Origin of the sequence: Psittacicella hinzii (assembly GCF_003585935.1) — a bacterium.
Classification (GTDB): domain Bacteria; phylum Pseudomonadota; class Gammaproteobacteria; order Enterobacterales; family Psittacicellaceae; genus Psittacicella; species Psittacicella hinzii.
The window spans coordinates 1-25,139 of record NZ_NRJG01000039.1; the positions used below are offsets into that span (position 1 = coordinate 1).

Here is a 25,139-nt window from a genome sequence, read left to right on the forward strand (position 1 = left end):
CTCTATAATAGTCCACAGAAACAACAAACAAAAACATAACTAACTAAACATAAACAACAAAGTTATAAACCATAAACTTTTTCCTTATGCTTTATAGCTTTGCAAGTTATCTTTTATTTAGTCTTAATTAATGCCAAGAGATAAACAACCTCTTTAACAAACAACAAACCTAATCAACATTAATTAAAACGCTAATCGATAACTTAACATTATTAACTTAACTCATCTTAATGCGGCTTAGTCCACTTAAGTGATTTAACTTTACCTCTATAAACAATTAAAAACACAATAAATACTACTCGGCATAGACAACATAAACACAGAGTAGTCTTTATTTGCCCTTAAGCCCACTAAGTAATGTTCATAAACTCCTTCGGGCTTAAGCTGGCAATTTATAACGCATAACAAACAAATAACAACACAAAATAAATAAACACAATTGGAGAAAACAACATGTCATTATTCAAAAAAGCAACTTCAGTATTAGTAGCAGCAAGTTTATTCGTAAGTGCTTCAGCTTTTGCAATGGGTGAACACGATAAAAGCAACGACCCATACTACAACTTAAACGCACACCCAATCGTATTAAATGCTAGCGATGCATACAATACTCCAGCTAAATCAGTACAAGCTACTGAAGGTGAGTTTGCAGTATCAGCAGATTTATTCAAAGGTGTTAACAACAACTTAGTAGTAATTAAAGCTGCACAAGATCCAGCACAAGTAGTAAATGTACACGTTGGTAACTTAACTGTAGTTACTCCAGCTAACCTATCTGCAGCACAAATTAACGATGTATTAGCTAAATTAGAAGTTGATGCACAAGTTAAAGATATCGATGTAACTGTTGCAGCTGTAGAAGCACACAACGAATACAAAAAATAATTTTACGTCGAGATAATTTCTCTAGAGCCATAAAGTAGATTAAAGCTTGACCTAAGATGGTCGCTTAAGAAGCTTGAATTAACTTAAGAGAAGCGTTCTAGTGAGAATCAGAGGTAAAACTCTTCTACACTTTATAGAGTGTACCTACCTTATGTCTTAGTACAGATCATAAAGGTTAAATTTTATAGCTTTGAGTGCACAGCGGTAGCTTATGCTACCGCTGTTGTCCTGTTTGTAATTTAAAGTGGATGTGGCGTATATGCGAGTAGAAGTGTAAAGACTAAAGCTCAAAATTCGCACACTAAAACTATAAACTTAAAGCTCCATACTACAAATAGCTATTTACTCTCCTAAAATAGCTAAATATCTTGAAAATCTATATATAAATATCTGAAAAAAATTTATGGTGAAAGCAAATTTTACCTTACGTAAACGACTCTTAACTTTAGCAATGGTTGTTAGTGGTGCGTTTGCACTAACTAATGTACAAGTAGCTAGTGCGGCGAGTACTATTACAACAACAAGTGCAACTATAAGTACAACAGCAAATACACCCGTAAATACAACTGCAAATACAGTAGCTAGCAACAAGCAAGCGCAGATTATGCTGGATAACCAAGTACGTCAAGTTGAAGTCTCAACTACGCAACTTAATGGACTAGCAATTAATGGCTTTGCAGCCACAAAAATGGCGGTACTTGAACGTGAATCGCAACCTTTAATGGCATATCTTTATCAAAAACTTGCAGGAGATCAATATATAGTCATTGCTCCTGTTACAGATAGTGATATTGAAGCTACAACCTATTCTTTACGTGGTTTAACCATTACAGTAGCTAATCATGCTTCAGTACAACAAGTTAATTATTTACTTGAACAATTAGGTTTAGATGCTAGTTTTCTAGAACTGCAGCATACTAATGTTCTAGAAAAGCCGGTTCTAGAGCAAAGCGTAGCTTGTAATTAAAAGAGCGAAGTCGCAGTAAAAGCAAGTAATACTCATAAAGATAGAGTAATATTCTACAGAGTAAAAAAATCAGGTTAAAAAAGTACTCCTTTTGTATAACCCAAAGATCAAGTGATCTTTTTTATTTGCTATATAATTGAGCAACCACTCAACTAAATGCTGTTTATTTGTGCTTAAATATCAATGTCTTGCGGTGGTAATCCGCATTTAAAGCTAGAAATTTATAAATTCATCGCTATAATTTTAATAAGAAAAACATCAAACAACAAAATAAATAGATTCTCTTATTAAACAAATAAGCTTGCTAAGGTAAACTGCAAAAATGAAGGTTGCAGAACCTTAGAAGCTTGATCACCATTTTCGATATAGATAAGTCAGTTTTTTAGTCATTGACTAAATAATTTTGGCTTTAAGGAATGAATTATGACTTTAAGTAAAAAATTAACAGCTTTAGCTTTATTAGGTGCAGTGATTAGTACTCCGTTAACTGCTTTTGCTGATACACCAAGTTCAGCGGCTGTACCTGTAGCAGCGCAAAGCGCTTCTGCAGCAAATAAAATGCCAAGCTTTATGTATCAAGGTGAAGCTCCTGAACGCATTGTTAAAGTTGAGGTAAATAACGCTCCGATTTATGGTGCTTTATTTAAACAAAAACTTGTAAGATTAGTAATTATTAAGCAAAGCGACGATGCTGTTGCAATGCAAACTTATAACCTTGGTGATTTAGCAGTTAAAGCACCAGTGGAAATGAGTAAAGAAACAATTAACCAAGTGCTAATGGCATTTGATTTAAAAGAAAGAGTACAATAAGCTTAAAAACCTTATAGTTTTCTTATTTGCATAACATCAAGTAATTTATCTTAATCGATTTACTCCGAGTAAAACTCGGAGTTTTTCCTGAAAAAACGCAGTTCAAGCTCGCTGAAAGTGAGTTTTGCGAGGAAAAAAGCTAGTCGCGCATAAGATTTTGCGGTAAAGCCGCTCAAACTCGAGATTTTTACCTAAAAAATGTTGCTAAGACTAGAAGTTATCCCCTTTAATGGTATAAGATTAAAAGAGTGCTGCAAATTAGTGAACTTAGTTTGTATCACTACCCAGAATTTGCGTAAACGAGCTGTCACAGTTGAACCTAGAGTTCGAACGGATAAGATGACAAGATCTTAGTTTACGAACCTCATTCGTCTTAGTAGTTAGGGAACTACTAGCGAATAACTTTCTTACTTTAAGGAAGTTCTTTTCATCGCATATAAGTGAAGAGTGATTACTTATACGCAAAAAATCACATTGTTAATAAAATTAGAGTTAACCTGTTAGGCCACACTAACAGGTTTTTTTGTGCGCAAAAAAAAAGTACCAAACGGCGAGTTTGGTACTTATATCCATAAGACTTCTTGTCATAGATTTGTCGATCTAATGACCATTTTAGTATAACACTAAAATCTAGCTTAATGCTTAGTAGAATAGGCCATAGATAAATACAATGAAAATAATAATCGGTAATACGTATTTAACGTAGTTAAACCAAATATTTACCGTGGTTGGACTTGCGCAGTAAGATAATTCTTTTTTCGCTTCGTCTTTTAAGCAATAGCCGGTAAAAATACATGTAGCTAGAGCTGTAAGTACGAACAGAATATTACCTGACACAAAGTCGAACCAATTAAAGATTGTACTATTAAATGCCGATGGGATATTACCAAGAATGAAAATTCCTAATAATACTACAGCAATCGAAGCTTGACGATTAAGTTTAGTTTTCTCGGCTAGGGCAGTAATTAATACTTCATATAAAGTGATCGAAGTAGTTAGAGCCGCTAGTAATAATAACGAGAAGAAGATAACCGCAAACACAGGACCTAACCACATGTGACTAAACACAATAGGTAGAGTTTGGAATACTAAAGATGGTCCTGAGTTTGGTGCTAAACCAAAACTGAAAAGACCTGGGAAGATCATAAAGCCAGCCATTACTGCAATTACGGTATTCACAATGGCAGTAATAATTGAAGTTTTAACTAAGTCTTCTTGTTTAGAGAGATAAGATGAAAGCGTAATCAGCACCCCAAAACCTAAACTTAAAGCAAAGAATACTTGTCCGAGAACGAAGATAAACAGACGAGGAGTAATCTTACTAAAATCCGGTTGGAGGTAGAATTTGATCCCTTCACTTGCTCCTTCTAAGGTTAGATTACGGATCACCATAATCAGTAAGAAGACAAAGAGCACTGGCATTAAGAACTTAACTGAACGTTCGATTCCGTCAATAATCCCTTTAGAAAGGATAAACCAGTTAACTGCAACGAAGATAAAAGTCCAGAAAGAAATATTGAGTGGAGAATTGGTAATAGCTTTTTCATAATGAGCCGTTGTGGTTGCGGCATCCATGGCTTTGGCTGTTAAGTCGAGATTACCTACGACAATGTCGTAAATATATCTTAATACCCAACCACCGATTACCATGTAGTAAGCGATAATCCCAAAACAGCCGAGTAAACCAGAGTAAGCGACTATTTTCCACCACTTGGAAATAGGCTTACCATTAGCCGAACCACCAAAGGCGTCGATCGAGTTCATTTGACGACGACGTCCAATGACATTTTCCACTAAGATCATCGGAATCCCGATAACAATCATACAGATGCAGAAAAGCAATACATATGCTCCCCCACCATTTTGTCCTACTAAATAAGGGAAACGCCATGTTGCTCCAAAACCAATAGTAGCTCCAGCAACCGTTAAAATATAAGTAACGCGACTGGACCAGGTTTGTCTTTCAGCAGTCATATTAACTCCTTGGGCTTGAGCGGATAGGATATCTGTAGAACCAAGCTTGCTGCATGAGTTTTTTATTTGAACTTTTGTACTAAAGCTAGCCTAGTTTGTTATACAGAGGGTAAAGCTATCCTCCTAGAGTAATCGGCTTAAGCCTTAAGGTCTTCTCTAGGTACACTCAATGTATATTGTAATTATTAATAACTATTTTCAGGGGAAGGCTGCAAGATTGCAGCACTTAAACTAAATTCTGGGAGATAGTTTTATCTCGGAGTTTCTAATGCATTATTAGAAAAGGAGTAAGAAGTTATTCTTACACGGTAATTATTAATTCTTAAAAAGAGTATATTACCGTAAAACTCACGATTTGGGGGAAAAATCTTTAGGGTTTTCACCTTAAAATAATTATAAATCGTCATAAATAAGAAAAATCTATAATTATCAATCTCAAGTTAAGGCAATAATTCCCTAGAGAGAACTAATAATGCGTAGAGGGTAGTTTTGGCTCAAAGTGTGGGTTACAGTTTTCACTATATAGATCCAAGAGATTTAATAGTGCTAAGAGATCTAATAGTGATAAGAGACCTATAGATAAGAGGTAAGAGCAAGGCTGAGAGCAAATTGGTGTAAGTAATGAACCTATACCTTACTGTAGACGCACTTAGCCATAAGCATGCTTATGCTTACAAAACTATAAACCTAGGTAGCAAGCTACAACAAACCAACAAATCAACAGAGATAAACTACTTGTAAGTAATACTGGAGTGCTTATGACAAGACTCTTCTTACAAAATAATTATGACAAGACAATGACAATGAATTTAGCTGAAAATAGAGAGGAAGAATTATTTACCTTAAAACGAGGATTTCTAAAGCAAATAATAAAGACGAGATTAAGCTAGTACTATTACTAAGCAGATAAAGATCGCTGAGCATAAAAAAAGAGAACTAACTTAGTCCATATGGGAAAGAAAACAGAGTGGCACGTGGCTGAGATAGATCTCATAGAGCTAAATCTTATAATCTAAAACTTCCAAGTTCTAAAGCTTGTGGTGCTAAAACTTATAGATCAAGCTATACAAGATAAAATCTTACTAACACTATAAAAAATACTTCAGCTTTACGCACCCACTGCGGGGTCAGCTATAAAGTAAATTTGACTATCGCTGGTCTCAAATAAATACCTCAAGCATGCTGCTTCTAATATTAAAAGCCTGATGCCGGTACGTAAAGTCGAAGTAGCTGGTCGGAAGAAAAAAAGGACACTAATGTAAATTACATCCAACTTCACCCTTGTAGCTTTGGATATCCACTATAGGCCAGATATAGTGAATTACAAGGACTTAAGCCCCGAAGTTGTCGTGTCCTTCAACCGACTTGACCTATCCGATAAGTACCAAGCGAACTCTATACTTATGTTTTAAATTGCTTTAAAACCTTAACTATAATTTACCGTTACCTCTATATACTTATATGCTTAAGCAATAGTGATAGCCACAAGTTATAAGTGCGGATAAGCCAAAAGTAACATAAACCTGTAACTAGAACAATTTCTGACCAAGAGTCTAGTCTAGAGGTTTATGACGAAAGTAAACAGGAGTTTACTTTCTTAAAGCCATTAGTAAACAAATTGAGCTGGGGCCAGGTCAGGTCAACTCATTTACTAAGAGCGATTACAAAATACTATAGAAATTTTTTATAGGTTGAGCTAGCAATTAGGACTAGGTTTAAGGATTAAGGTTAAGGACGAAGGTTAAGTTCTAATCTTACGTACAACCTTAAGTACAATCTTAAGTAAATCTTCAAAACTCAAATCAATAAGCAAGCTTTAGGATTAGTTTTAAGATCAAATACTAGCCTTAAACTGATACCGCAATTGCATAGATATTCTTTACTCTACACTAATTACGTGCCTACTTGCATTAGCTACCTAGTGCTTCAAGGGCTGCTACATATGGCAGATTAAATGCTTGCGCAACTCCTGCACATGTAATATGACCTTGATGCGTATTTAAGCCTTCACGAATGGCTGGATTTTCTTTTACCGCTGCGGTTAAGCCTTTAGCAGCTAATTCTAAGCCATATTTAAGCGTTGAATTAGTTAAGGCAATGGTTGAAGTTCTTGCAACACATCCTGGCATGTTACCCACAGCATAGTGCACTACTCCATCTATAGTATAAACGGGCTCATTATGAGTAGTTACACGACTAGTTTCGAAACAACCGCCTTGGTCAATAGCTACGTCAGTAAGGATGGCACCTTTTTTCATTAGAGCTAAGTCTTCGCGGCGAATTAATTTTGGTGTTTTTGCTCCAGGGATTAACACAGCACCGATTACGGCATCAGCTGTTGGTAATTCCGCGAGCAAGTTTTGACGAGTTGAGTAGAGAGTTTTAATGCGCATATCAAACATTTGATCAATATACGCTAAACGATTAGCATCAATATCCATAATCGTAACGTCTGCACCTAAACCCATAGCTATTTGGGCAGCGTTTAGACCTACTACTCCGCCTCCAAGGATTAATACTTTGCCTTTAGGAGTGCCTGGAACACCACTAAAGAGTAAGCCTTGACCGCCAAAGGTACTTTGGCTGTATTTGCAAGACTCAATCACTGAAAGACGTCCTGCAATTTGGCTCATTGGTTGTAGACAAGGTAAACCTTGAGCTGTAGTTATGGTTTCATAAGCCACAGCAGAGATCTTTTTCTCAATTAACATTTTAGTTAGCGGCTCTTCGGCTGCTAAATGTAAATAAGTAAAAAGAATGGTATTCGGTTTAAAGTAAGAGAACTCGGAGCTAATTGGTTCTTTTACTTTGATAATCATTTCCGCCCGAGCAAAAAGCGTTTCTTTATCGGTAATTTGAGCACCAGCATTAATATAGTCTTGATCGGTAAAGCCAATAGCAGTACCTGCATCTTTTTCTATATATACTGTATGTCCTGCTGCAACATAAGCAGCTACATTGTCTGGAGTTAAGCCTACACGATATTCTTGAACTTTAACTTCTTTTGGGCAACCAATAATCATAAGAAAACTTCCTTATTATATAGAGGAGGATAAATGTGCAATCAATTTTTCCTATCCTATATGCTTAGCTGGCGCTAAATGACGATTTTGTTTAGATAATTTAAATGAGGTTTAATACGTTTGCACGACTTAAACCAAACTTAAATCTGAGGATGAAGTATAAAATCGACGGATTTAGGGCAATCGAGCTAAGAGCTATTTATTTTTACCTGGGAAAGTTTTTTTGATTAAGGAAATAAAAAGATAAAGATACTCGAACTTCCTAAAAACTCTAAAAATAAATATGCATATAGGGAGAAAAATAGGTCTCCTTATCTTGCGCCTTTATTATAGAAGCTTTTAGCTGTAGTACTCGAACAAATGTTGTGATTTGCGTCACCAGACACAATTTTGCAGATAAATTTATCGATTTTTTGTTTGAGTTAATCAAAAATGCCTAAAACGAATGCAAATTTAGCAAAACTTAACAAAAAATTTTCTTACCTTAGTGCGCTCTTCTTAGTGCGCTTTCAGAAGTCTTTAAAATGCAGTTATGCTGCAAGAGACATTTATGTTCTTGCTATAAGACAAGTTAGTTTAAGATTTAGTCTTAAGCTAACTAGAGCATTAGAGACAACCGCCTAAGGGAGATAAATTTCTCTTAAAAATTAAAGCTCTGAAAAAAACATAATAATAAATAAAAGCTGCAAAAAATGCAAGTAAAATTTTAGCTTAATTTCTTGGAATTTTAGCAAATTGACGAGAATACAAACACCCATAAGCTTGCTAATTTCCCATAGCTACATAAACACATGTCAAATAAAACTTAGAGAGTTAAATTAATCCATTATTTAGTGTTGAAATTTAGCAATACGAAAGTAACGAAAGTTTAGCTTGCCAAAACTTACAAAAACGATCATCTGCGCGAGCAAAATTAATCTCATTCTCAAGCTCAGACCAAAATACTAGCCGTGTTATGCCTTCTTAGACTACTTAGATTTACGATAACTAAATGATTGGATCAATCATTTTGTTCTTTAAATGGGGCATGTGCAGGATTTTACAAGAGAAATACAAGCTTGGTATGAGAGTTAATTGCGTACTTTTGTATTCAATTGAGTTAAATTTAACTATCCCTAAATTTATTTGCTCTATACAATCGGAAGTTAATTTGTGACATTTTTAGCTAGAGGAGAGTTGAGATAACTACATCATTTTTAAGATAAATTTTACTCTTCCTCTCCTTTTACCGTAACATAAAATAACAATAGGTCTACAAGAATAACTGACATTAGTTTTAAAATGATAGGTAGAATGGTGTTTTGGAGAAGCTACAGGTTGTAATTTAACGCGTTAAAGCAACCTTTTGTTAGTTATGGGCTCGCTAATCGGTGGGTTTGCTGGAGTTCGAGACTTTAGTTGGTTTTAAGTAAATCGAGCTTAATCTTCACAACAAAATCTAATCTCAATCTTACAAAACTTAACAAGGTAACCAATCTAAATCTTAGCTAGCTTAACAACAAAACCAAAGGGAGTATGTAAAAAATATACAGGAGTTTTAACCCAAAGAAAACTAAACCTAAATTAAACTTCCACTAAGTCAAACTTGATCTAAATCGAGTGAGCTTAACCAAAATTAAATTTAACCTGAACCAAACTTTAACTAAAGCAAACTTACATAGCACTTAAAGTAAGTTCAGGCATTATGCTGCAAAATCCAGCTGTAAAATGAAGCCTCTACATAACTAAATGTAAATAACTACTAATAGCAGCACAAAAAAGTGGTCACTATCGACACTTTTGCAAGATCTTTTTGGTGATTAATCATTGCTAGGCTATAATGAGAAAAGAATTTAGGACTTAGCACAGCTTTTAGTGGTCTCCGCCAATGGTAATCTCTAAAACAAGGTGCTTAAGTTTACGCGTTTTTATGTGCTTAAGTTCGCAGAACTTAAGCGCTAACTATTTTAAGGCTAAGGAAGTGCCTTTGTATTTGTATAAGGTAGTCTAAAAACTAGTACTTAAAATAGTCTTTTCTGCTTTGATACTTTATGAGTAAAAATAAAACCCCACCTCAAGGTTTTCCTTTGCTTTCTTTTGCTCAAGGCTTAAAACTTTCACGTTTATATCGGCAGTTTTCCTATCAAACGCATAAGCGCGCTGGTTTACAACGTACCGTGCGTGACTTTGCGGGTGCTTTGGATCTAGCGGTTGCGGATTTTGCAACGCCAGCTGAAACAACTAAATGGCAAGTAGCACAAGGCTTACTTGCTTTTAATTATTTTAGTGAGCACGAATTTGCGACTAGTTATCTAACACCACTTGAAGAATTAAATGCTTATAGTGGTTATACCTTTATAGAAGTTGAAGACCTATACGAAGGAGCACTAACTGACCAAGAACAAGCTGAAATTATTGTGCAAGATCACTATCAAAAAATCCAAGTTGCAGTTAGCGGACGTATGAACCGTCAGCTCGATAGTGAACTTGAACTACAAGCGCACTATAATTTAGGCTGTCAAGCTCTCTATGGTGAACTTAAGCCTTTAGAACTTTTTCATGATTTAAGCTCAGAACAGCGTGAAGAATGCTTAGAAACAGGTTTTGCCTTAGAAAAGGATTGCTTACTAGAGCAAGTACAACCTTTTATGCGTAAGCAACATGGTAAAACCGCCCAATCTGTAAGTCAGACGCAGTTTTATCCGTATTTTATTCAAGGCATGAACAATATTGCCCAACAAGGAGCATTATTGTCTTGGCCTTTTTACCAAAAACGTTACCAAAATATTAAACAAGCCATTTCGAGTAAATTACAAGCGGCGCAAAGTCGTGCCTTTACTAAAGCCCAAATCTACTCTAATGGTGAGCTCTATCAACAAGTAAGAGATGCTTATTTAGCTAATGCAAGTAAGTTAGATAATGAGCAACTCGATAAGAGTTTACTAGATAGTAGCAAGCATAGTAGCAAGCTCGATAATAGTAAGCTTGAGTCTAATCTAAATAACAAGCTTGAGAGTTATAAGTTCGATAAGAGCAGTTTAAGAAGTCAGCGTAATAAACAGCCAACCTTAACGCTGGCACAACGTGCTGCTATTCAGCAAGAGTATGTAGCGCAAGAGCGAGCTTTAGCCTCTACTCGTCATGAGCAGAATTTACGTCCGACGGTTGCAACTTATACTCAAGAGCGCGAGCAAGATCTTGCAACCCAATCTAAGAAAGCAAAAACTACTTGGCAAGCGCTGCACCAGTTTACTGACATAGCTTATGAAGATCTTGCCCCTCAATATCAAGACATTGATCTGTATGCTGCTCAAGTGCAAGTAAGTTTTACTAATCATCAGGCATTACGTAACTTTATTATGGCGTATGCGCAACATACTCCTTATCGTAATCTGAACTTTATTGATGTAAGTAAACTTACGTGTTTAGATGGTGTCTTTGCCTACTTACCTTATACCTTTGACATTAGTGCTTGGGATGTAAGTCAAGTAACTAGCATGAAAGGGACTTTTGCGTTTTCATGGTTTAATGGGGAGTTAAATACTTGGGACGTAAGTAAAGTAACAGATATGTCATATCTGTTCTATGCCGGTTTATTTAACCAACCTTTAAATAACTGGCAAGTAGCACAAGTAGAATCTTTAGCTTATACTTTTGCCTATAGCTTATTTAACCAGCCTTTAGATACTTGGCAAGTAACACAAGTAAAAGATTTACGTAGTACTTTTGCTAGTGCTTACTTCAATCATAGTGTCGATCATTGGTGTTTACCACATATCGAGCATTATGATTGTGATACGTTCCGTACCTCAGACGAGTGTAGTATCTATCCATCAGAAATCTGGGATAAGTTAAGTCAATATCAGCAACAATTAGCGCAAGGTGTTAGTTTAGGGTCCTTAAAACCAACGCCAATTACCGCTAAGCCTGATTTTATGACCTTAGCCGATGAACAAGCGCGTCAAGCTGCTCTTGCTAAGTATATGGCGAAGTTACCGCTCAACCCACGTTACGATCAGAAAACCTTTGGCGAACTCTATCAAAAAGATCTGAGTCAAACTGGCATTAGTCTTAAGTTTACCGACTATTTGTCTTTAGGTATGTTTGTCCGGGATTATTGTAAAACTTTACAAAACTGGCAAGCAGACTTAAACTTTATTGATGTTTCTGAACTTAATAACTTAAGTTATGTCTTTACTCGTACGCCATTTAATGGAGATATCTCCCAATGGCAAACCGGTAAAGTTAAGCAAGCACAAATGCTGTTTTTTGGTAGTAGCTTTAACGGTGATATTAGTCAGTGGGATGTCCGTCAATTAACTAACCTCAAAGCCGCTTTCGCTAAAAGTCGCTTTACCAGAGATCTAAGCTCTTGGCAAACTTCGAGCCTAGAAAACTTAGATTATGCCTTTGCCTTTACTAACTTTAATGGTGATGTAAGTGCTTGGGACGTAAGCCGCGTTAATTCGGCAATCTCAACTTTTATGGGGTCAACCTTTAACCAAGATTTAAGTGCTTGGGTAACTAGTTCTTTAGAGCAAGCAGAAAAAATGTTTGCTTATAGTAACTTTAACCAATACTTAGGTACTTGGGATACTACTAAACTGGTAAATGCGAATTTAATGTTTGCCTTTAGTGCTTATAACCAGAACTTAAGTAACTGGCGCTTACCTAAGCTCGAACGAGCTATGGGAATGTTTGCCATGAGTGAGTTTAACCAAGACTTAAGTGCTTGGCGCTTACCGGCATTAGTGAATGCTAATTACTTCTTAGCCTTTACTCCTAACTTTAAGCAAGACCTTAATGGCATCTGGTTACCTAAACTGCAAATGGCACATCATTGGTTAATAGGTACGTCTTATAATTACAACCTAACTTGGTTTGTAAACTTATTACCAGCCATGGTTAGTCAGTATCCTAGTGAACTCTATAGTACCCAAGAGTATACTTCTTTACCTGTAGGTACAGAACTAGTTGATGTGCAGTTTAGTCAGTTAAGTAAAGAATTAGTGCAAGCCCTAATCGCTACTTATAAACTAAGCGCAGAAGCTAAAAGTAAGGCACATAAACTAAGCGCAGAACCTAATGGGAATGAACTTGTTGCTGTAGGTGGTAAACTGCGTTTTAGCAATGCTTGGAGTTTACGTCGTTTCTTAGAAGCGCTTTTAGCTTTAGAACCGCGCATGGATCTAAGTTTTATCTCCATTGAGGGATTAGCAAACTTAAGTTATATCTTTGCTAAGATCCCACATGTAGCTGTTAAACTCTCTAACTGGGATTTAAGCCGTGTGCAAGATCTTACGGGAGCTTTTTTAGATGTGCAGTCTCTAACCGGTGTTAGTCATTGGCAATTCCCGCAATTACGTTTTGCTTCTGGAGCTTTTTACAATTGTAAAGTGCAAGATGATCCATCTAATTGGCACTTCCCGCCATTAGAAAATTATGTAGGGATGTTTATGCACACTAATTTACATAAAGAGCAAGTAAAACAATTTAATATTGCGGCTGATTGGCAAAACTACTATGCCCTCAATGATGTTGATGAAACTCTTTTAGCAGCAGAGTTAGATGTAAGATATAGAGCAGGAATCCGTTTACTTTCTCGTCGTAGCCACGACACTTTAAATCTGGTAAACGAAAATCCAAGTTCCGAAGAAATTCGTGAATTACATCAATATTTTAAAACGCAAGTTGCAGAAGAAATGCAAAGTCAACGTTATATGTGGGTAGAGCAAGAGTAAGCTATTAGTATTGCTTATCACTATGAGTTAATCCATACGTAAAAAGTGAGCCCCTAAAGGCTCACTTTTTACGTATAGTTCATTCTTAATTAAAGCTTAAATTTAGATTAGCTTTAGCTTTAGTCTAGTTTAACTCTAGCTAAACTATATCAAACTTTAAGCTAAAAACTCATCTGCATGCAGATTAAAATAATCCACGGCTGCTACATCAGGTTCAAAGGTTTCAACAATATCAATTTTCGCTGGTGTTGCAACTGGATGAATATCTTTAGCCGCAAAAATATTCGCTAATAAATCAATTGCACCATTGAAAGTATCATAGTCTGATGAACCAACGCCAATAAGTAGAAGTTTTTCTAATTGCGGGAAAGGTTTATCAGCTTTTTCGATTTGTTGTGCTAGAGGGTAAAAACTATCAGGGAACTCACCTGCACCATAAGAAGCACATACCACTACTAAACGCGTTGCATCAGCAATAGCTTCTAAGCTTGGGCTATGTAAAACTTTAGCGGGAGTTTCTGGGTGTTGTTGATTATATTCTTCGACAATACTTTCAGCCGCGGCTTCAGCCGTACCTAAAGTACTACCTGAAATTACGTAAAATGTCATATCAATTCCAGTCAATAAGGCTCAAGTCTTGAGCAAGAAAGAAGAGGATAAAATACTAAGAGTAAGAAGAGAATTGCTTGTAGGAGGTAAAAAATAAACAGGAGTTATTGTGGGATGCAGACGAACAGAAGTTGTATAACCCTACATCGAACTCGATTTATCTTTACTTCTGATTATACGGGATTTTACGGCTAAACGGGTAAAAATAGCGGTAGATCTTGATCGGACAGTTCAAATTGATTAATCTAAAAATGTGATTTGTGTCACATATTCCTGTCATAAATGCAGATTTTTCTACTTTACTCGATAAAAAGCACTAGAATATAGGTAGATGTGTAAAAATAAGCGACAATTGACTTATTTTAAAGGCACATTGCGGGAAGTGAAAAATTTTCATTCTTCCCTACTAGGATAGTTTCGGCTATTTTAGATATAATAATCCATAATTAGTTATCCCTTAATCTAACTAAGGGCGTAAAGTCATTTTCTAGGATCAGTAACTAGCAATGAACTAGGAATGAACACTAGTAATGAACTAGAAATGAACACTAGAAATGAACTTTAGCATTTTCCGATTTTTAGCTTAACTTATCTTTTCTTCAAAGGATGCAAAGCTTATATTCTTTTTTCCGACATGTAGGGAGACTTACTTGTCGTTGGGGTGGACTTTTAACTCTTGCGAGTAGTCTATGCTTAGCAGCACCAGCTAAAGCAGGCATCTTCTTTAATACCGTAGTACAAGATACAGTCAATCCCCAAAAAACGCATTCAGGCTTAGTAAACTTGCATATGATTATGCAGAGTTATTACTCTAAAGTTTACAATGCCCTTTATAACAATCCTATTAAGTCTACCGATGACTTTATTCGGATTTTTACTTATGACATTAAAATCCAATCTTATCTGGCTGTAATTCGTACTGCTGCAGGTAAGAATATCCAGATCGATCCTAAACAAGTGCTCTCGATCTACTTAAGCGAACAAGCTCAATGGTGTCATGAGCACATTAAAAATCCTTTACAGTTTCAATGCTATACAGCAGAAGCTTTACTTGAAGCCTTTAAACAAATGCCTCCGCAAGTACTCGAAGCCTTAAATTTAGGAGCTTTTGATCCTGAATACTATCAAAAACTCTACTCGGACATTACTCTACGTACGCAAATTGATAATATCTTTGCCATGATCCGCGGTAATAAGTTTGATACTGCTTTAAAGAGATACTTTAACTCTGGAGTTATTACTTACAGTAGTCGTTTTAGTATTACCTTATAGTGGGTGATAGTTAGTGGTTGTTAGAGATCTTTAGAGATCTTTAGTGATAGTTATCTAGTTCCATATCTATCAGTAATATAGCTACTTAGTTACCTAGTAATCTAACAACTTAGTTACCGAAACAATACAAAGTCATCAATACAAAGTTATATGAATAGCTAAAGTAACATGACTAAAATAAGACTTACGTAAGTAATGCGCTGAGGTATTTTAAAGTATTGTGTAAGACTTTTGCTTTCTCGACAAACAGAACTTTACCTGTTTTTTAGGTGATGTATGAGAATATTTATCTCTCAACTCTTAACCTTAATACTTCTTGGATCTTCTCTAGTGAGAAATCAAGGACAGCATCTTAAGGCTTGGTTAGTTGCAGTTTTAAGTATGGGCTTGCTTAGTCTAAATGGTAGTGCTTTAGCTGATGAGAAGCAACCTTCTCCAGCAGCACAGCCAGCATCCCAACCAACGCCAACTAAGCCACAAGAGACTAACGAGCGGGATCAAACTCCAAGCACTAGTCCTAGTCCTTCACTAGTGTTACCTTATTCAATGGTAAGTGTAACTCAAGACATTCCGAGTAATCCCCAAGCGTCAATAGTTTTACCGCGCAAAGGGACAAAGTATGTTTTAAGTTACAATGTTAAATATAGTTTAACCTTACCCGAACTTTCAGATTGCCACTTAGCTTTAGTTTTTCAAAAGCAACTGCCGATTGTTGCTACTCCTTATAAAGTTGTATATCCGGTAACTGAAGTTAATCACTTCTTCCGGATTAATCAAGATCCTTATCACCAACAGTATCCAACGGCCAATTTCTACGAGTCGAACTATAAATCCGATGTGTCAATTGAACGTTTGCATTTTTTAATGCAAACTTACTATAACAATCTCTATAGTTACCTCTATGGACAGACCGTAGATATCCCGACTTTTGTGCGTTTACTTTTAAGTATGCCTAACTTTGGTTATTTTAAAGATGAGATTGCTCAAGTATGGGCAATCAGTTGGAGTAACTACTACGGCGCTACATCTACGCCTCCGGCTTATGATGTAAATAAATTATTCTTAACCTATATTAGTGAGCACTATTACTGGTGTCAACAAAACATTCGTGATGATGCTTTAGCTTTTGCTTGCTATTTCAATTATCAGTTTGCAGATTTAGTTTTTAACTTACCACAAAACGGTGCTCAACTAGTAAGCCAGTATGCTTATGCGCCAAGTGGTAAATCGGACTCGCAGGTCGAACATGAGTTAACCAAACTCCTACAACAAGCTCTAAAAAGTCCGGACAGTAATATCTTTATAGCTAAACTGGCAAGTATTTACCATGCCCAGTTTAAAGAGTTACAAGTTACTAAACCAGCAACTGAGCCTAAGAAATCAGCAGTCAAGCTAAGCTCGTTTTCTCGCGCTCCGGTATAAGGCCAGCACGAGTAAATTAGAGTAAACTAGAGCTTATTACAGTAATCTAAAGTCAATTGCAGTAAACAAAAGTAAATTACAGTCAATTACATAGAACTGTAATAAGCTGTAATAAACTTCTTTAAACAGTAATAAACACATTAAAAACTACATTAAACCACACCTCACAAGGACGTTTTTAAACAGACTTTTAAACATATGTTTTTAAACGTACCTCAGGTGGTAATAGATAATATCGCCTAGCAGTAATGCTCAGGCGATAAGTTTAACGGCGAAAATTTATGGTTAAACTTTATGCCGCATGTATCTTTTAGTCGCTGGTTAAGTGTAGCATTCATAAGTGTCATTAGTGCTAGCTCTTATGCTGGCTACTTTTTCAACACTTCTTCTCCATGGGCAAGACCGGCTCTGATCAATAAGTTGGCTTTTGATGAACAAGATTCACGTAGTATGTACGTGTACTCTTTAGCCTTTAAGTCAGCTCCAGAATTAGAAGAGTTTCACACCTTAATGCAAATGAACTTTGCGCGTTTACGTGATTTTCTTACTAATCAGCAGTACGAGATTGCCTACTTACCAGCTAAACTAACGCCTTTTAATGGCATGTCGTCTTTAGTGACGCAATACTACAATACCACCGGACATAAACTCGAAGTGTTCAAAGAACAAAAAGTCGGCTTTATTACCTATTTAAATGAATTAGTTGATTGGTGTAAGATTAATGGTTTTGCTGTAACTGATTACAGTTACAGTTGCTCCGTAGCTTATCGCTACCAAAAAATCCTTGAGTCTTTACCCGAATTTAAAGAGTATATAGAAGGCGATCCTTATTTCTTTGCCCGCGGACGTCCAGGTCCAGATTATCCTGCGCAATTAGTAGCTTTACGTCGTAAACTACGTAACTTTGATGATCCGACTAACAGTTTACTGCAATGGTACTTTAACTCTGGAGTAAGAGCTCCAGAACGCCGTGTTGTAACCTGTAGTTATCAATTAGGTACTAATTGTTAATCGAGAATACTTATGCAAAAACTATGGCGTCTAGTAGGACTAGTTGGTTTAGGGATAGTGAGCATTATGCCAAGCCAAGCAGGGACTTACTTTTTTACCCATAAATATCTGCAAAATCCGCAATTAAGTGTCACCGACTATGATTACTATTATGGTTCGGTAGACTTATCGGCTTTGCATATAGATATGCAGCGCAGTATTACCCAAATAGAAAAGCAATTAAATTACTACACTAACTTTACTAAGCGTGATTTAGTGCAGATTTTAGTGAGTTCTGTGCCAAGCTTTAGTCCTTATCTTAAAGCGATACAGAACAATCAACTAACTTCTTATAAACCAATTGCAGCTAATCAAACTTACAGCCAATACTTAAATGAGTATGTGGATTTTTGTACCAACCAAAGTCCAATGCGCGTAAAAACCTATCGTTACAATTGTGCCATGTTAATTAAAGTGTTTACTCTTTTAGCGCAATTGCCAGATGATTTTATTCGCGAGCTCAATCAAGTAGCAATGAATCCCGATCTAGCACGTAAATTTAGTGCCAATGCAGATCGTTTCTTACGTGCTATTGGTAAGGTTGAAGATCCTGATAGTGAAGCTAATCGTATTTTAAAATTGTATTATGGGATTAGCATTACCCAGTAAGACACATAAGTGCTAGTAATTTATAGCATAAGGCAAATACCTAAACAGACTTAAGCCCAAGTAATAAACACTTGGGCTTAAGGCGTTTAAGCTTCTAAAATTGTAAGAAAAGAACATAAAAAGTTTGGGGACTCTAGTCAGTGTCAGGTTAGGACTAAACATTAACAATCGTTTGCTGTTTGCAATCTAAGCGACAACCAAAGCTGTGCTACTAAAGCTGTACTATTAAAGTTAGACAACTAAAGTAGTGCAACTCAAGCAAATTCTGTGCTTCAGAGAGCAATAGACTATAAGCTCTCGCCCATAACTAATTCCTTAAAAGCGCTATTTTTAGGATGGCACGAATTTGGTATTAAGATTTTTGCTGCTTAACTTAAAAACGGCACTAGAGAAATGAATCTAAGATAAATCGGATAAGGAAAAGCTTTGGCTAGAACATTGCACTTGCATTTAAAGCTAGTTCTTTCCCACCTAGTTTAAATTTAAGTTAATGGCAAGGCTTTTTTATCTAATCTACCTTAAGAGAGAACCGCTTTATAACTTTTCTCTAGGTTTGCTTTAAGTTAAGAGGTAAAGATTTAAGAAAATTAGATTATGAGTATGTGCTTATGAGAATATGTTTATGTGAATATTATTAGAATATGCTTATGTTGATGCTTATGCTTGGCTAAGAAAGTTTTCTAAGTATGACCAGGCTTAGAGAAGCTTAGATATCACTCCTAGGAGTAAAAAACTTACTCCTAGGAGGCTGCGCACATCAACGATCGTAATACTTAGTTAGTAACTAAAGTACCATGCTTTTTAATAGAAACCTTCGCGTTCTTCACGTAGGCTAATGTAGATGTTTTTTACTTGCGTGTAAGCATCTAACATCATTTTGTGAGTTTCACGACCAATTCCTGATTCTTTATAACCACCGAATGGTGCACCAGCTGGTAAACGGTTATAACAGTTCACCCACATACGACCAGTTTGTACGGCTTTAGCTACGCGAATCGCACGGCTTAAGTCTTTAGTCCAAACTGCCCCACCTAAACCATACACTGAATCATTTGCAGCTTTCACTACTTCTTCTTCAGTTTCGAATTTAATAATGGTTGCTACTGGACCAAAAATTTCTTCTTGGCTTACGCGATCTTTGTTGCTCTTACTTTCTAACAGAGTAGGAAGCATGAACACACCGTTTTGTAATTCTGGTTTGTTTGCACGTTCACCACCGGTAATTACACGACAACCTTCTTCTTTACCAATAGCTACATATTTAAGAATAGTATCTAATTGGCTTTGGTTGATTTGAGCACCCATTACCGTATCATCTTCCCAAGGAAGACCAACTTTAATTTTTTCGAACTCGCCTTTAATTGCTTCTACGAATTTGTCGTAAATGCCAGCTTGTACGAAAATACGTGAACCAGCACAGCACACTTGACCTTGGTTGAAAAGAATACCTTTAGCCACCCCTTCAAGTGCTTTATCAAATGGACAATCATCAAAGAAGATATTTGCTGATTTACCACCTAACTCTAGAGTTGCTGGTACTAAACGCTCAGCAGCTGCTACAGCTACACGACGACCGATTTCAGTTGAACCTGTAAATGCTAGTTTCGCAAAGCCTGGGTGTTTAAGCATGTATTCACCAGAACGTGAACCTTTACCAGTAATTACATTCACTACGCCTTTTGGTAATAATGGGTTAATTTTTTCCATTAAAGATAAAAGGCTTAATGAAGTTGTTGAAGATGGGTGAATTACTACCGTACAACCTGCAGCTAAAGCTGGAGCGATTTTCCAAGCTGCCATTAAGAATGGGAAGTTCCAAGGAATAATCTGTCCTACTACCCCAATAGGTTCACGTAAGACAATCGATAAGTCTTCTTGATCGATATCGTTTACTGTACCTTCTTCAGCAAGTACCACACCCGCAAAGTATCTAAAGTGCTCTACTGCTAATGGGATATCAGCCGCACGAGTTTCACGAATTGGTTTACCATTATCAAGAGTTTCTTGTAAGGCAAATAATTCTAAATTTTCTTCAATTACGTCAGCGATTTTATTTAATAAAGCTGCACGTTCTGCTTTAGTAGTTTTTGAGAAAGTCTCAAAAGCTTTAGTCGCAGCAGCTACTGCCGCATCTACATCGGCATCAGCTGCATCCACGAAGGTTGCAAGTGCTTGACCATTTGCTGGGTTGTACGAAGTTAAAGCTTTACCTTCAACTCCATTTGTCCATTCACCATTAATGAGTAAGCCATAGTGTTTTGCAAATACATCTAAATTTTTTGACATACAACAGTCTCCGTGACTAAGCATGAAATAAAACTTTTTAGCAACTAAAGGTAAACTGGCGTTTCTAGGTTGGACTCGGCCCGTTGCCAACCTAGAGAGTAGACTTAGATAAACTAAGCTTTACCGTAGCTAAAAGCACGAAAGCCTTATTACTTCACTCTTGCTACGTTCACTTAATTAGGCGCACCTAAACGCAGCTTTTAGGGGGTATAAGAGAGAAATAAAAAACTGACGGGGGATTGTAACTTTAGTACGAGTAACAGTAAATCAACAAGAACTAAGAGTTGACGTGAAAGCTTTTAGTGCCAGTTTATGGATTTAGCAAAGCTAAAAAACCAAGAGGATCTTAAGTTATTTATTTCCTCTAAAACAAGTTAGAGGGTTGAAGTATAACTTTAAGAAAAGGGAGTAAAAGAGTAAACAGTTGTTAGACTAAACTTAAATGACCATTAGGAGTACACAATTAGTTGTAGTACCTCTTAAGGAGATTGTTACTAACTTAGTTAAGCTTAGGTAAAAAGCAATACTTAGCGAATGCCTAAAAGCAAAACTTAGTTAATCACTACAAGCAAACTTAGCTAATACTTAAAAAGTAAGAGTTAAGTTTAATTTCCCTGCTGCCAGCCTGTTGCTAAGTAGGTGATAAGAGAATTACCACTTGCTTAAGCAATTAAACCGATCTCTTAAGTAGGGTAAGTCTGTCTAACTATAGGAATAGTGTCATAGATACTTAAGAGCAGAAATAGAACCCTAAGCAACAAGTTCGGAAAATATTCCTCTACTTCTAACGGCAAAGATAAGGAAATAAGTTGTTAGAAGTAAGGAACTAAAAACAAAAGTGTCGCTAAAAAAGCTTTATTTCATTTAGGTTAGGAGAAATTAAAAATAAAAACTAACTATGAGTTTTACAGCAGTCATTAAATTTATGCCTAAAGCAATGATGCATATCTAATAAATTAGTAGGCATTAATCTTTTAACTTGTTTCTTTTCCTTTATTATAGGCGGCAATAATTGAAAAAATTACAACAAGGCGTTTTTTTCTTAGATTTATGGCATCCGTTGCACAATATTTTGATGAAATTGATCCAATCAATCAAAAATTAGCAATTTTGCCTAAAAATGTGAAAAAAAGTTTGGCAATAAGCGCAATAGATAAAGATATATGTGCCTAAATATGCCGATTTAAAACGCAAGTAAAACGTAAGTAGTACCTAAAATTTTACAACTTTGTAAAACACACTATAAATCACAACTTAAACCATTGAATAATCGGTAAAAATATAGGTAGCTTTTCGATCAAAATGTTCAATTTCTTCTTACGTTTTTAACCCCGAAAAAACAATACTTAGCGTCAAATTCACATCTTGAGAATAAATTTCACAAGCAAACGTAAGTTTTCACAAAAAATACGATTATTTAAATTATTTTTAATTTGTATCATTTTTGGGGTACAGCTCAACAGGTTTTTAGGACTATGAATAAGTGTTGAGAAGTCACGTTGCAGCTTATACAAACTCACGCAAGGAGGCTAGGTGTTGAGACGCCAGGGAAGTGGAGACTGGGTATGAGGGCAGTAGAGTCTAGGTGTATGGGGAGCGCCTACGAGTGAGGGAAGATAAGTTAGAGTATACGGGATTGAAATGTGGTTGTTGGTGTGAAGTGTGAGGTGTAATCATTTTTGCCAAAAGAAAAACCCAGAGAATAAGATCTCTGGGTTCATCATTTCGAACATATTTCTACGTCTATGTTGCTTAGGCATAGCTGTAGAGATAGGTACAGGTAAAAACCTGTCATGTTTCCTGTGCCTTGCGGAATATTAAGTAAATTACTCTTGCTTATTTTGACTCTTATTTTAGAGATAGAATTACTAAAGTAATTGATGTAAGCTACGCAACTGATGTTACGAATGTAAATTACTTAGATTAGTTCAAACTGTTTAAACTTTAATGGCAGTTAAATTTTAAACATTACAAATAAACTAATTCCTGCTAGTGCAAGAAAGATCATGTTAATTTACCTCTTAACTTAATTACCTAAATAATATTAGATGAGCGTAATTAACTCGACTAGGAACGTAAATTCATCTTGGCAGAGATGAGATTTACGGAGAGTTTATAAAACTTTATAAACTCGCACTGCAAAGCTGAGGAGGGATGCAAAAAGCTCCTTTAGCTTTTTAGGCTTGCTCATTATACTCTTTTTAGTCGCAATTTGCACAAGATGAGTATGGACCTGCTACTCTAATGGTTAATACTTGCTATTCTAGGACTAAAAGCTTGCCACTCTACTGATTAAAACTTACCACTCTAATGATGAAAGTCTATTACTCTAGCTTGAAAAGATTATCACTCTAGTATTGCAAGTTTATTACCTAGCGCTGCAATCTTATTATTCTCATGATACAAATTATCATTATGTGTAATCAGGTTTCTCTTTTTAGTTTTTTAGTTTTTCAGGTTGTTTGTGGGGTATTACCTTTCCTAACAATTATCGAATAGAGTATGGTTACCTAAGTGCGTGATTAGATGAGATACTTGACGACCATGCTATAATAGAAGACTGTTTTTATCCTCTGCTGATTTAAGCAGCGATAGTAACTTTCGGGCTTGGTTTAAGTAGGTACTTAATACCAAGGAAGTATTAACTCTTACGTAGAAGATAACTGATGACAGCAGATAAATCTCTTGGTGATGTTTCTCAAGAACCTATAGAAAGTACGGAGAATACAACGTCAACTTCTTCAACTCATGTATCGAGTTTTTCTATACATGATATTTCTAATCTAGATGCCCAAAAACGCAGTTCATCAAGCAATATATATTCGAGTGATGCTGAACCCGATTACGATGAAGATGATGAAGACGATCTAGACTTAGCAACCCTTATTCAAAAAAATAAAGGTCTGCAAGGTGCAGAGCAAGCTGCGCAAGATAGTGCTGCTGTAGCCCAAGATAGTGCTGCTTTGGCACAAGATAGTGCTGCTTTGGCACAAGATAGTGCTGCTTTTATGCAAGGGCAAGCGCAAGCCCAAGGCATGCTTGAGGCCGCAGCAATGCAACAAGCCATTCTTGCTGGACAGCAAGCTTTTGCGACAGAACAAAAGTATCTCCATGCCCAGCATCATGGTGCAGCAAGCTTAGATGCTTCAACTGATGACGGGTGGATGGCAGCTCTCGCCGCAGATGCGCAGACCCAACAACAGTTTGCCCAGCAAAAAGCCACTGCACCTGATGATGTGCAAGCCGCTTTAATGCAAAAACGAGGCGAAGACTTCTCTCCAGGGCAAGCTATCACTGGAGATCACTATAGTGAAAATCCTCCAGTCGAACAAGAAGTAGAACTGCCGTTTGACTATAGTGTGTACGATATCTATCGCCAACAGGATCATAGTTATTCCCAATCACCACCTATTGATTTTAGTTATGATGAAGCTACTTTTTTAGCTAAGCAATCATTAGTAACTCAAGGTGGGATGATTGACTATGAAGAATCAGAATTCCCTTTAACGCGTTTTGAGGTAGAACTCTATGCGCAATATCCTGAATTACGTCCAGATCCGATTGGTGATGCCTTTACCAAGCATAGTCTCGAATACGTAAAAGCTCTACATGCTAAAAAATTCGACTGCTACTTTATGGATACCGAGACCACGGGGATGACTCGTGAACCTGGACGTAAACCATCCGATGGACATCGGATCATTACTTTAGGGATGGTGCCGTTTTTCAATGACCGTTTAGATCTAGATAACACCGAACAAATGGTCGACTGGGTATTTAATCCAGAAGAAGTAGAAATCGAGCACGAAGCCTATAAAGTACACGGTTTTAAAAATAAAGACTTAATCCACGCACCAATTTTCCACGAGTTTGTGGATGAATTTGTGCAACGCATTATGGGTAAAGTACTCATTATTCATAATGCTCCCTTCGATTTAGCTTTCTTAAACATGGAGTTAAAACGAGCGGGAAAAAACTTCGAAGTTGAAGATATTTGTTTAGTAATCGATTCTTTAGTATTGGCACGTAGTCTGTATCAAGGACGTGCATCACTTGATGCCCTTTCAGAAAGATTTGGTGTAAGTATTCGCCGTGACCTGCACGGGGCATTACTTGACTCCATGATTCTTGCCGATGCCTATATTCGTATGCTGAATTCTTTACAAGAAGAATGGCTAATCGACAAAACTAAAGGCTTTAAACGGCCCATTATCTGGGACTTCGATGATGAGGATACTCCTCCTTTAGATCCAGAATTAATTGCGCTAGCAAATACGCTTAAAGTAACGGTGTCTGAAGAAGATTTGCAGCGCCACGAGAAATTTTGTGAAGAATTTAATATCGTAACAACCTTTGACTTGATTTCTAAAGCTAAACAACTCGAATTACAACAACAAGAAAAAGCTCGTCAAGAGGCAGAGTTAGCTGAAGCAGCTGAAGACGAAGAAGAGTATGCAGTTGAAGAACAAGCAATTGTTGTAAATAATACTGAGACAGAAAGCGCTTAAACTA

The 25,139-nt window shown here is 36.4% G+C and carries 14 protein-coding genes; 10 read left to right on the top strand and 4 right to left on the bottom strand.

The window, feature by feature from the left end:
- Nucleotides 1-453: 453 nt before the first annotated feature.
- The 3 genes from CKF58_RS02600 (at nucleotide 454) to CKF58_RS02610 (ending at nucleotide 2,662) form a co-directional block, all read left to right on the top strand.
- On the top strand, nucleotides 454-885 hold the full coding sequence (locus CKF58_RS02600) for a hypothetical protein (RefSeq protein WP_119530599.1): 432 nt from the start codon (nucleotides 454-456) through the stop codon (nucleotides 883-885).
- A 403-nt stretch (nucleotides 886-1,288) separates the two neighbouring features.
- Complete coding sequence (locus CKF58_RS02605) at nucleotides 1,289-1,852, top strand: hypothetical protein (protein ID WP_119530602.1); 564 nt, start codon at nucleotides 1,289-1,291, stop codon at nucleotides 1,850-1,852.
- Nucleotides 1,853-2,275: 423 nt separating this feature from the next.
- Complete coding sequence (locus CKF58_RS02610; protein WP_119530605.1) at nucleotides 2,276-2,662, top strand: hypothetical protein; 387 nt, start codon at nucleotides 2,276-2,278, stop codon at nucleotides 2,660-2,662.
- 642 nt (nucleotides 2,663-3,304) lie between these two features.
- Here CKF58_RS02610 and CKF58_RS02615 read toward each other — a convergent pair.
- Both CKF58_RS02615 and ald read right to left on the bottom strand, forming a co-directional pair.
- Nucleotides 3,305-4,636, bottom strand: coding sequence for a sodium-dependent transporter (locus CKF58_RS02615; protein ID WP_119530608.1), 1,332 nt, complete (start codon nucleotides 4,634-4,636; stop codon nucleotides 3,305-3,307).
- 1,910 nt (nucleotides 4,637-6,546) lie between these two features.
- A complete protein-coding gene (ald, locus tag CKF58_RS02620) occupies nucleotides 6,547-7,659 on the bottom strand; it encodes an alanine dehydrogenase (RefSeq protein WP_119530611.1) in 1,113 nt (370 codons plus the stop codon).
- A gap of 2,030 nt (nucleotides 7,660-9,689) precedes the next feature.
- Here ald and CKF58_RS02625 point away from each other — a divergent pair.
- Nucleotides 9,690-13,379, top strand: coding sequence for a BspA family leucine-rich repeat surface protein (locus CKF58_RS02625; RefSeq protein ID WP_119530614.1), 3,690 nt, complete (start codon nucleotides 9,690-9,692; stop codon nucleotides 13,377-13,379).
- A gap of 156 nt (nucleotides 13,380-13,535) precedes the next feature.
- Here the strand turns inward: CKF58_RS02625 and CKF58_RS02630 are convergent, their stop codons facing one another.
- Nucleotides 13,536-13,988, bottom strand: a complete 453-nt coding sequence (locus CKF58_RS02630) for a flavodoxin domain-containing protein (protein WP_119530617.1) — start codon at nucleotides 13,986-13,988, stop codon at nucleotides 13,536-13,538.
- A gap of 606 nt (nucleotides 13,989-14,594) precedes the next feature.
- Here CKF58_RS02630 and CKF58_RS02635 point away from each other — a divergent pair.
- The 4 genes from CKF58_RS02635 (at nucleotide 14,595) to CKF58_RS02650 (ending at nucleotide 18,341) form a co-directional block, all read left to right on the top strand.
- Nucleotides 14,595-15,260 carry a hypothetical protein gene (locus CKF58_RS02635; RefSeq protein WP_119530620.1) on the top strand — a complete coding sequence of 222 codons (666 nt, stop codon included), beginning with the start codon at nucleotides 14,595-14,597 and terminating at the stop codon, nucleotides 15,258-15,260.
- A gap of 276 nt (nucleotides 15,261-15,536) precedes the next feature.
- Entirely contained in the window at nucleotides 15,537-16,682 is a 1,146-nt protein-coding gene (locus CKF58_RS02640; RefSeq protein WP_147397196.1) for a hypothetical protein, read from the top strand.
- 294 nt (nucleotides 16,683-16,976) lie between these two features.
- Entirely contained in the window at nucleotides 16,977-17,693 is a 717-nt protein-coding gene (locus tag CKF58_RS02645) for a hypothetical protein (protein ID WP_119530625.1), read from the top strand.
- 12 nt (nucleotides 17,694-17,705) lie between these two features.
- Nucleotides 17,706-18,341: a hypothetical protein gene (locus CKF58_RS02650; protein WP_119530628.1), complete on the top strand. Its 636-nt coding sequence runs from the start codon at nucleotides 17,706-17,708 to the stop codon at nucleotides 18,339-18,341.
- Nucleotides 18,342-19,142: 801 nt separating this feature from the next.
- Here CKF58_RS02650 and CKF58_RS02655 read toward each other — a convergent pair.
- A complete protein-coding gene (locus CKF58_RS02655) occupies nucleotides 19,143-20,627 on the bottom strand; it encodes an aldehyde dehydrogenase family protein (RefSeq protein ID WP_119530631.1) in 1,485 nt (494 codons plus the stop codon).
- A gap of 1,050 nt (nucleotides 20,628-21,677) precedes the next feature.
- Here CKF58_RS02655 and CKF58_RS08640 point away from each other — a divergent pair.
- Nucleotides 21,678-21,800, top strand: coding sequence for a hypothetical protein (locus CKF58_RS08640; protein WP_281270670.1), 123 nt, complete (start codon nucleotides 21,678-21,680; stop codon nucleotides 21,798-21,800).
- 1,493 nt (nucleotides 21,801-23,293) lie between these two features.
- Nucleotides 23,294-25,135: an exonuclease domain-containing protein gene (locus CKF58_RS02660; protein ID WP_119530633.1), complete on the top strand. Its 1,842-nt coding sequence runs from the start codon at nucleotides 23,294-23,296 to the stop codon at nucleotides 25,133-25,135.
- Nucleotides 25,136-25,139 lie beyond the last annotated feature (4 nt).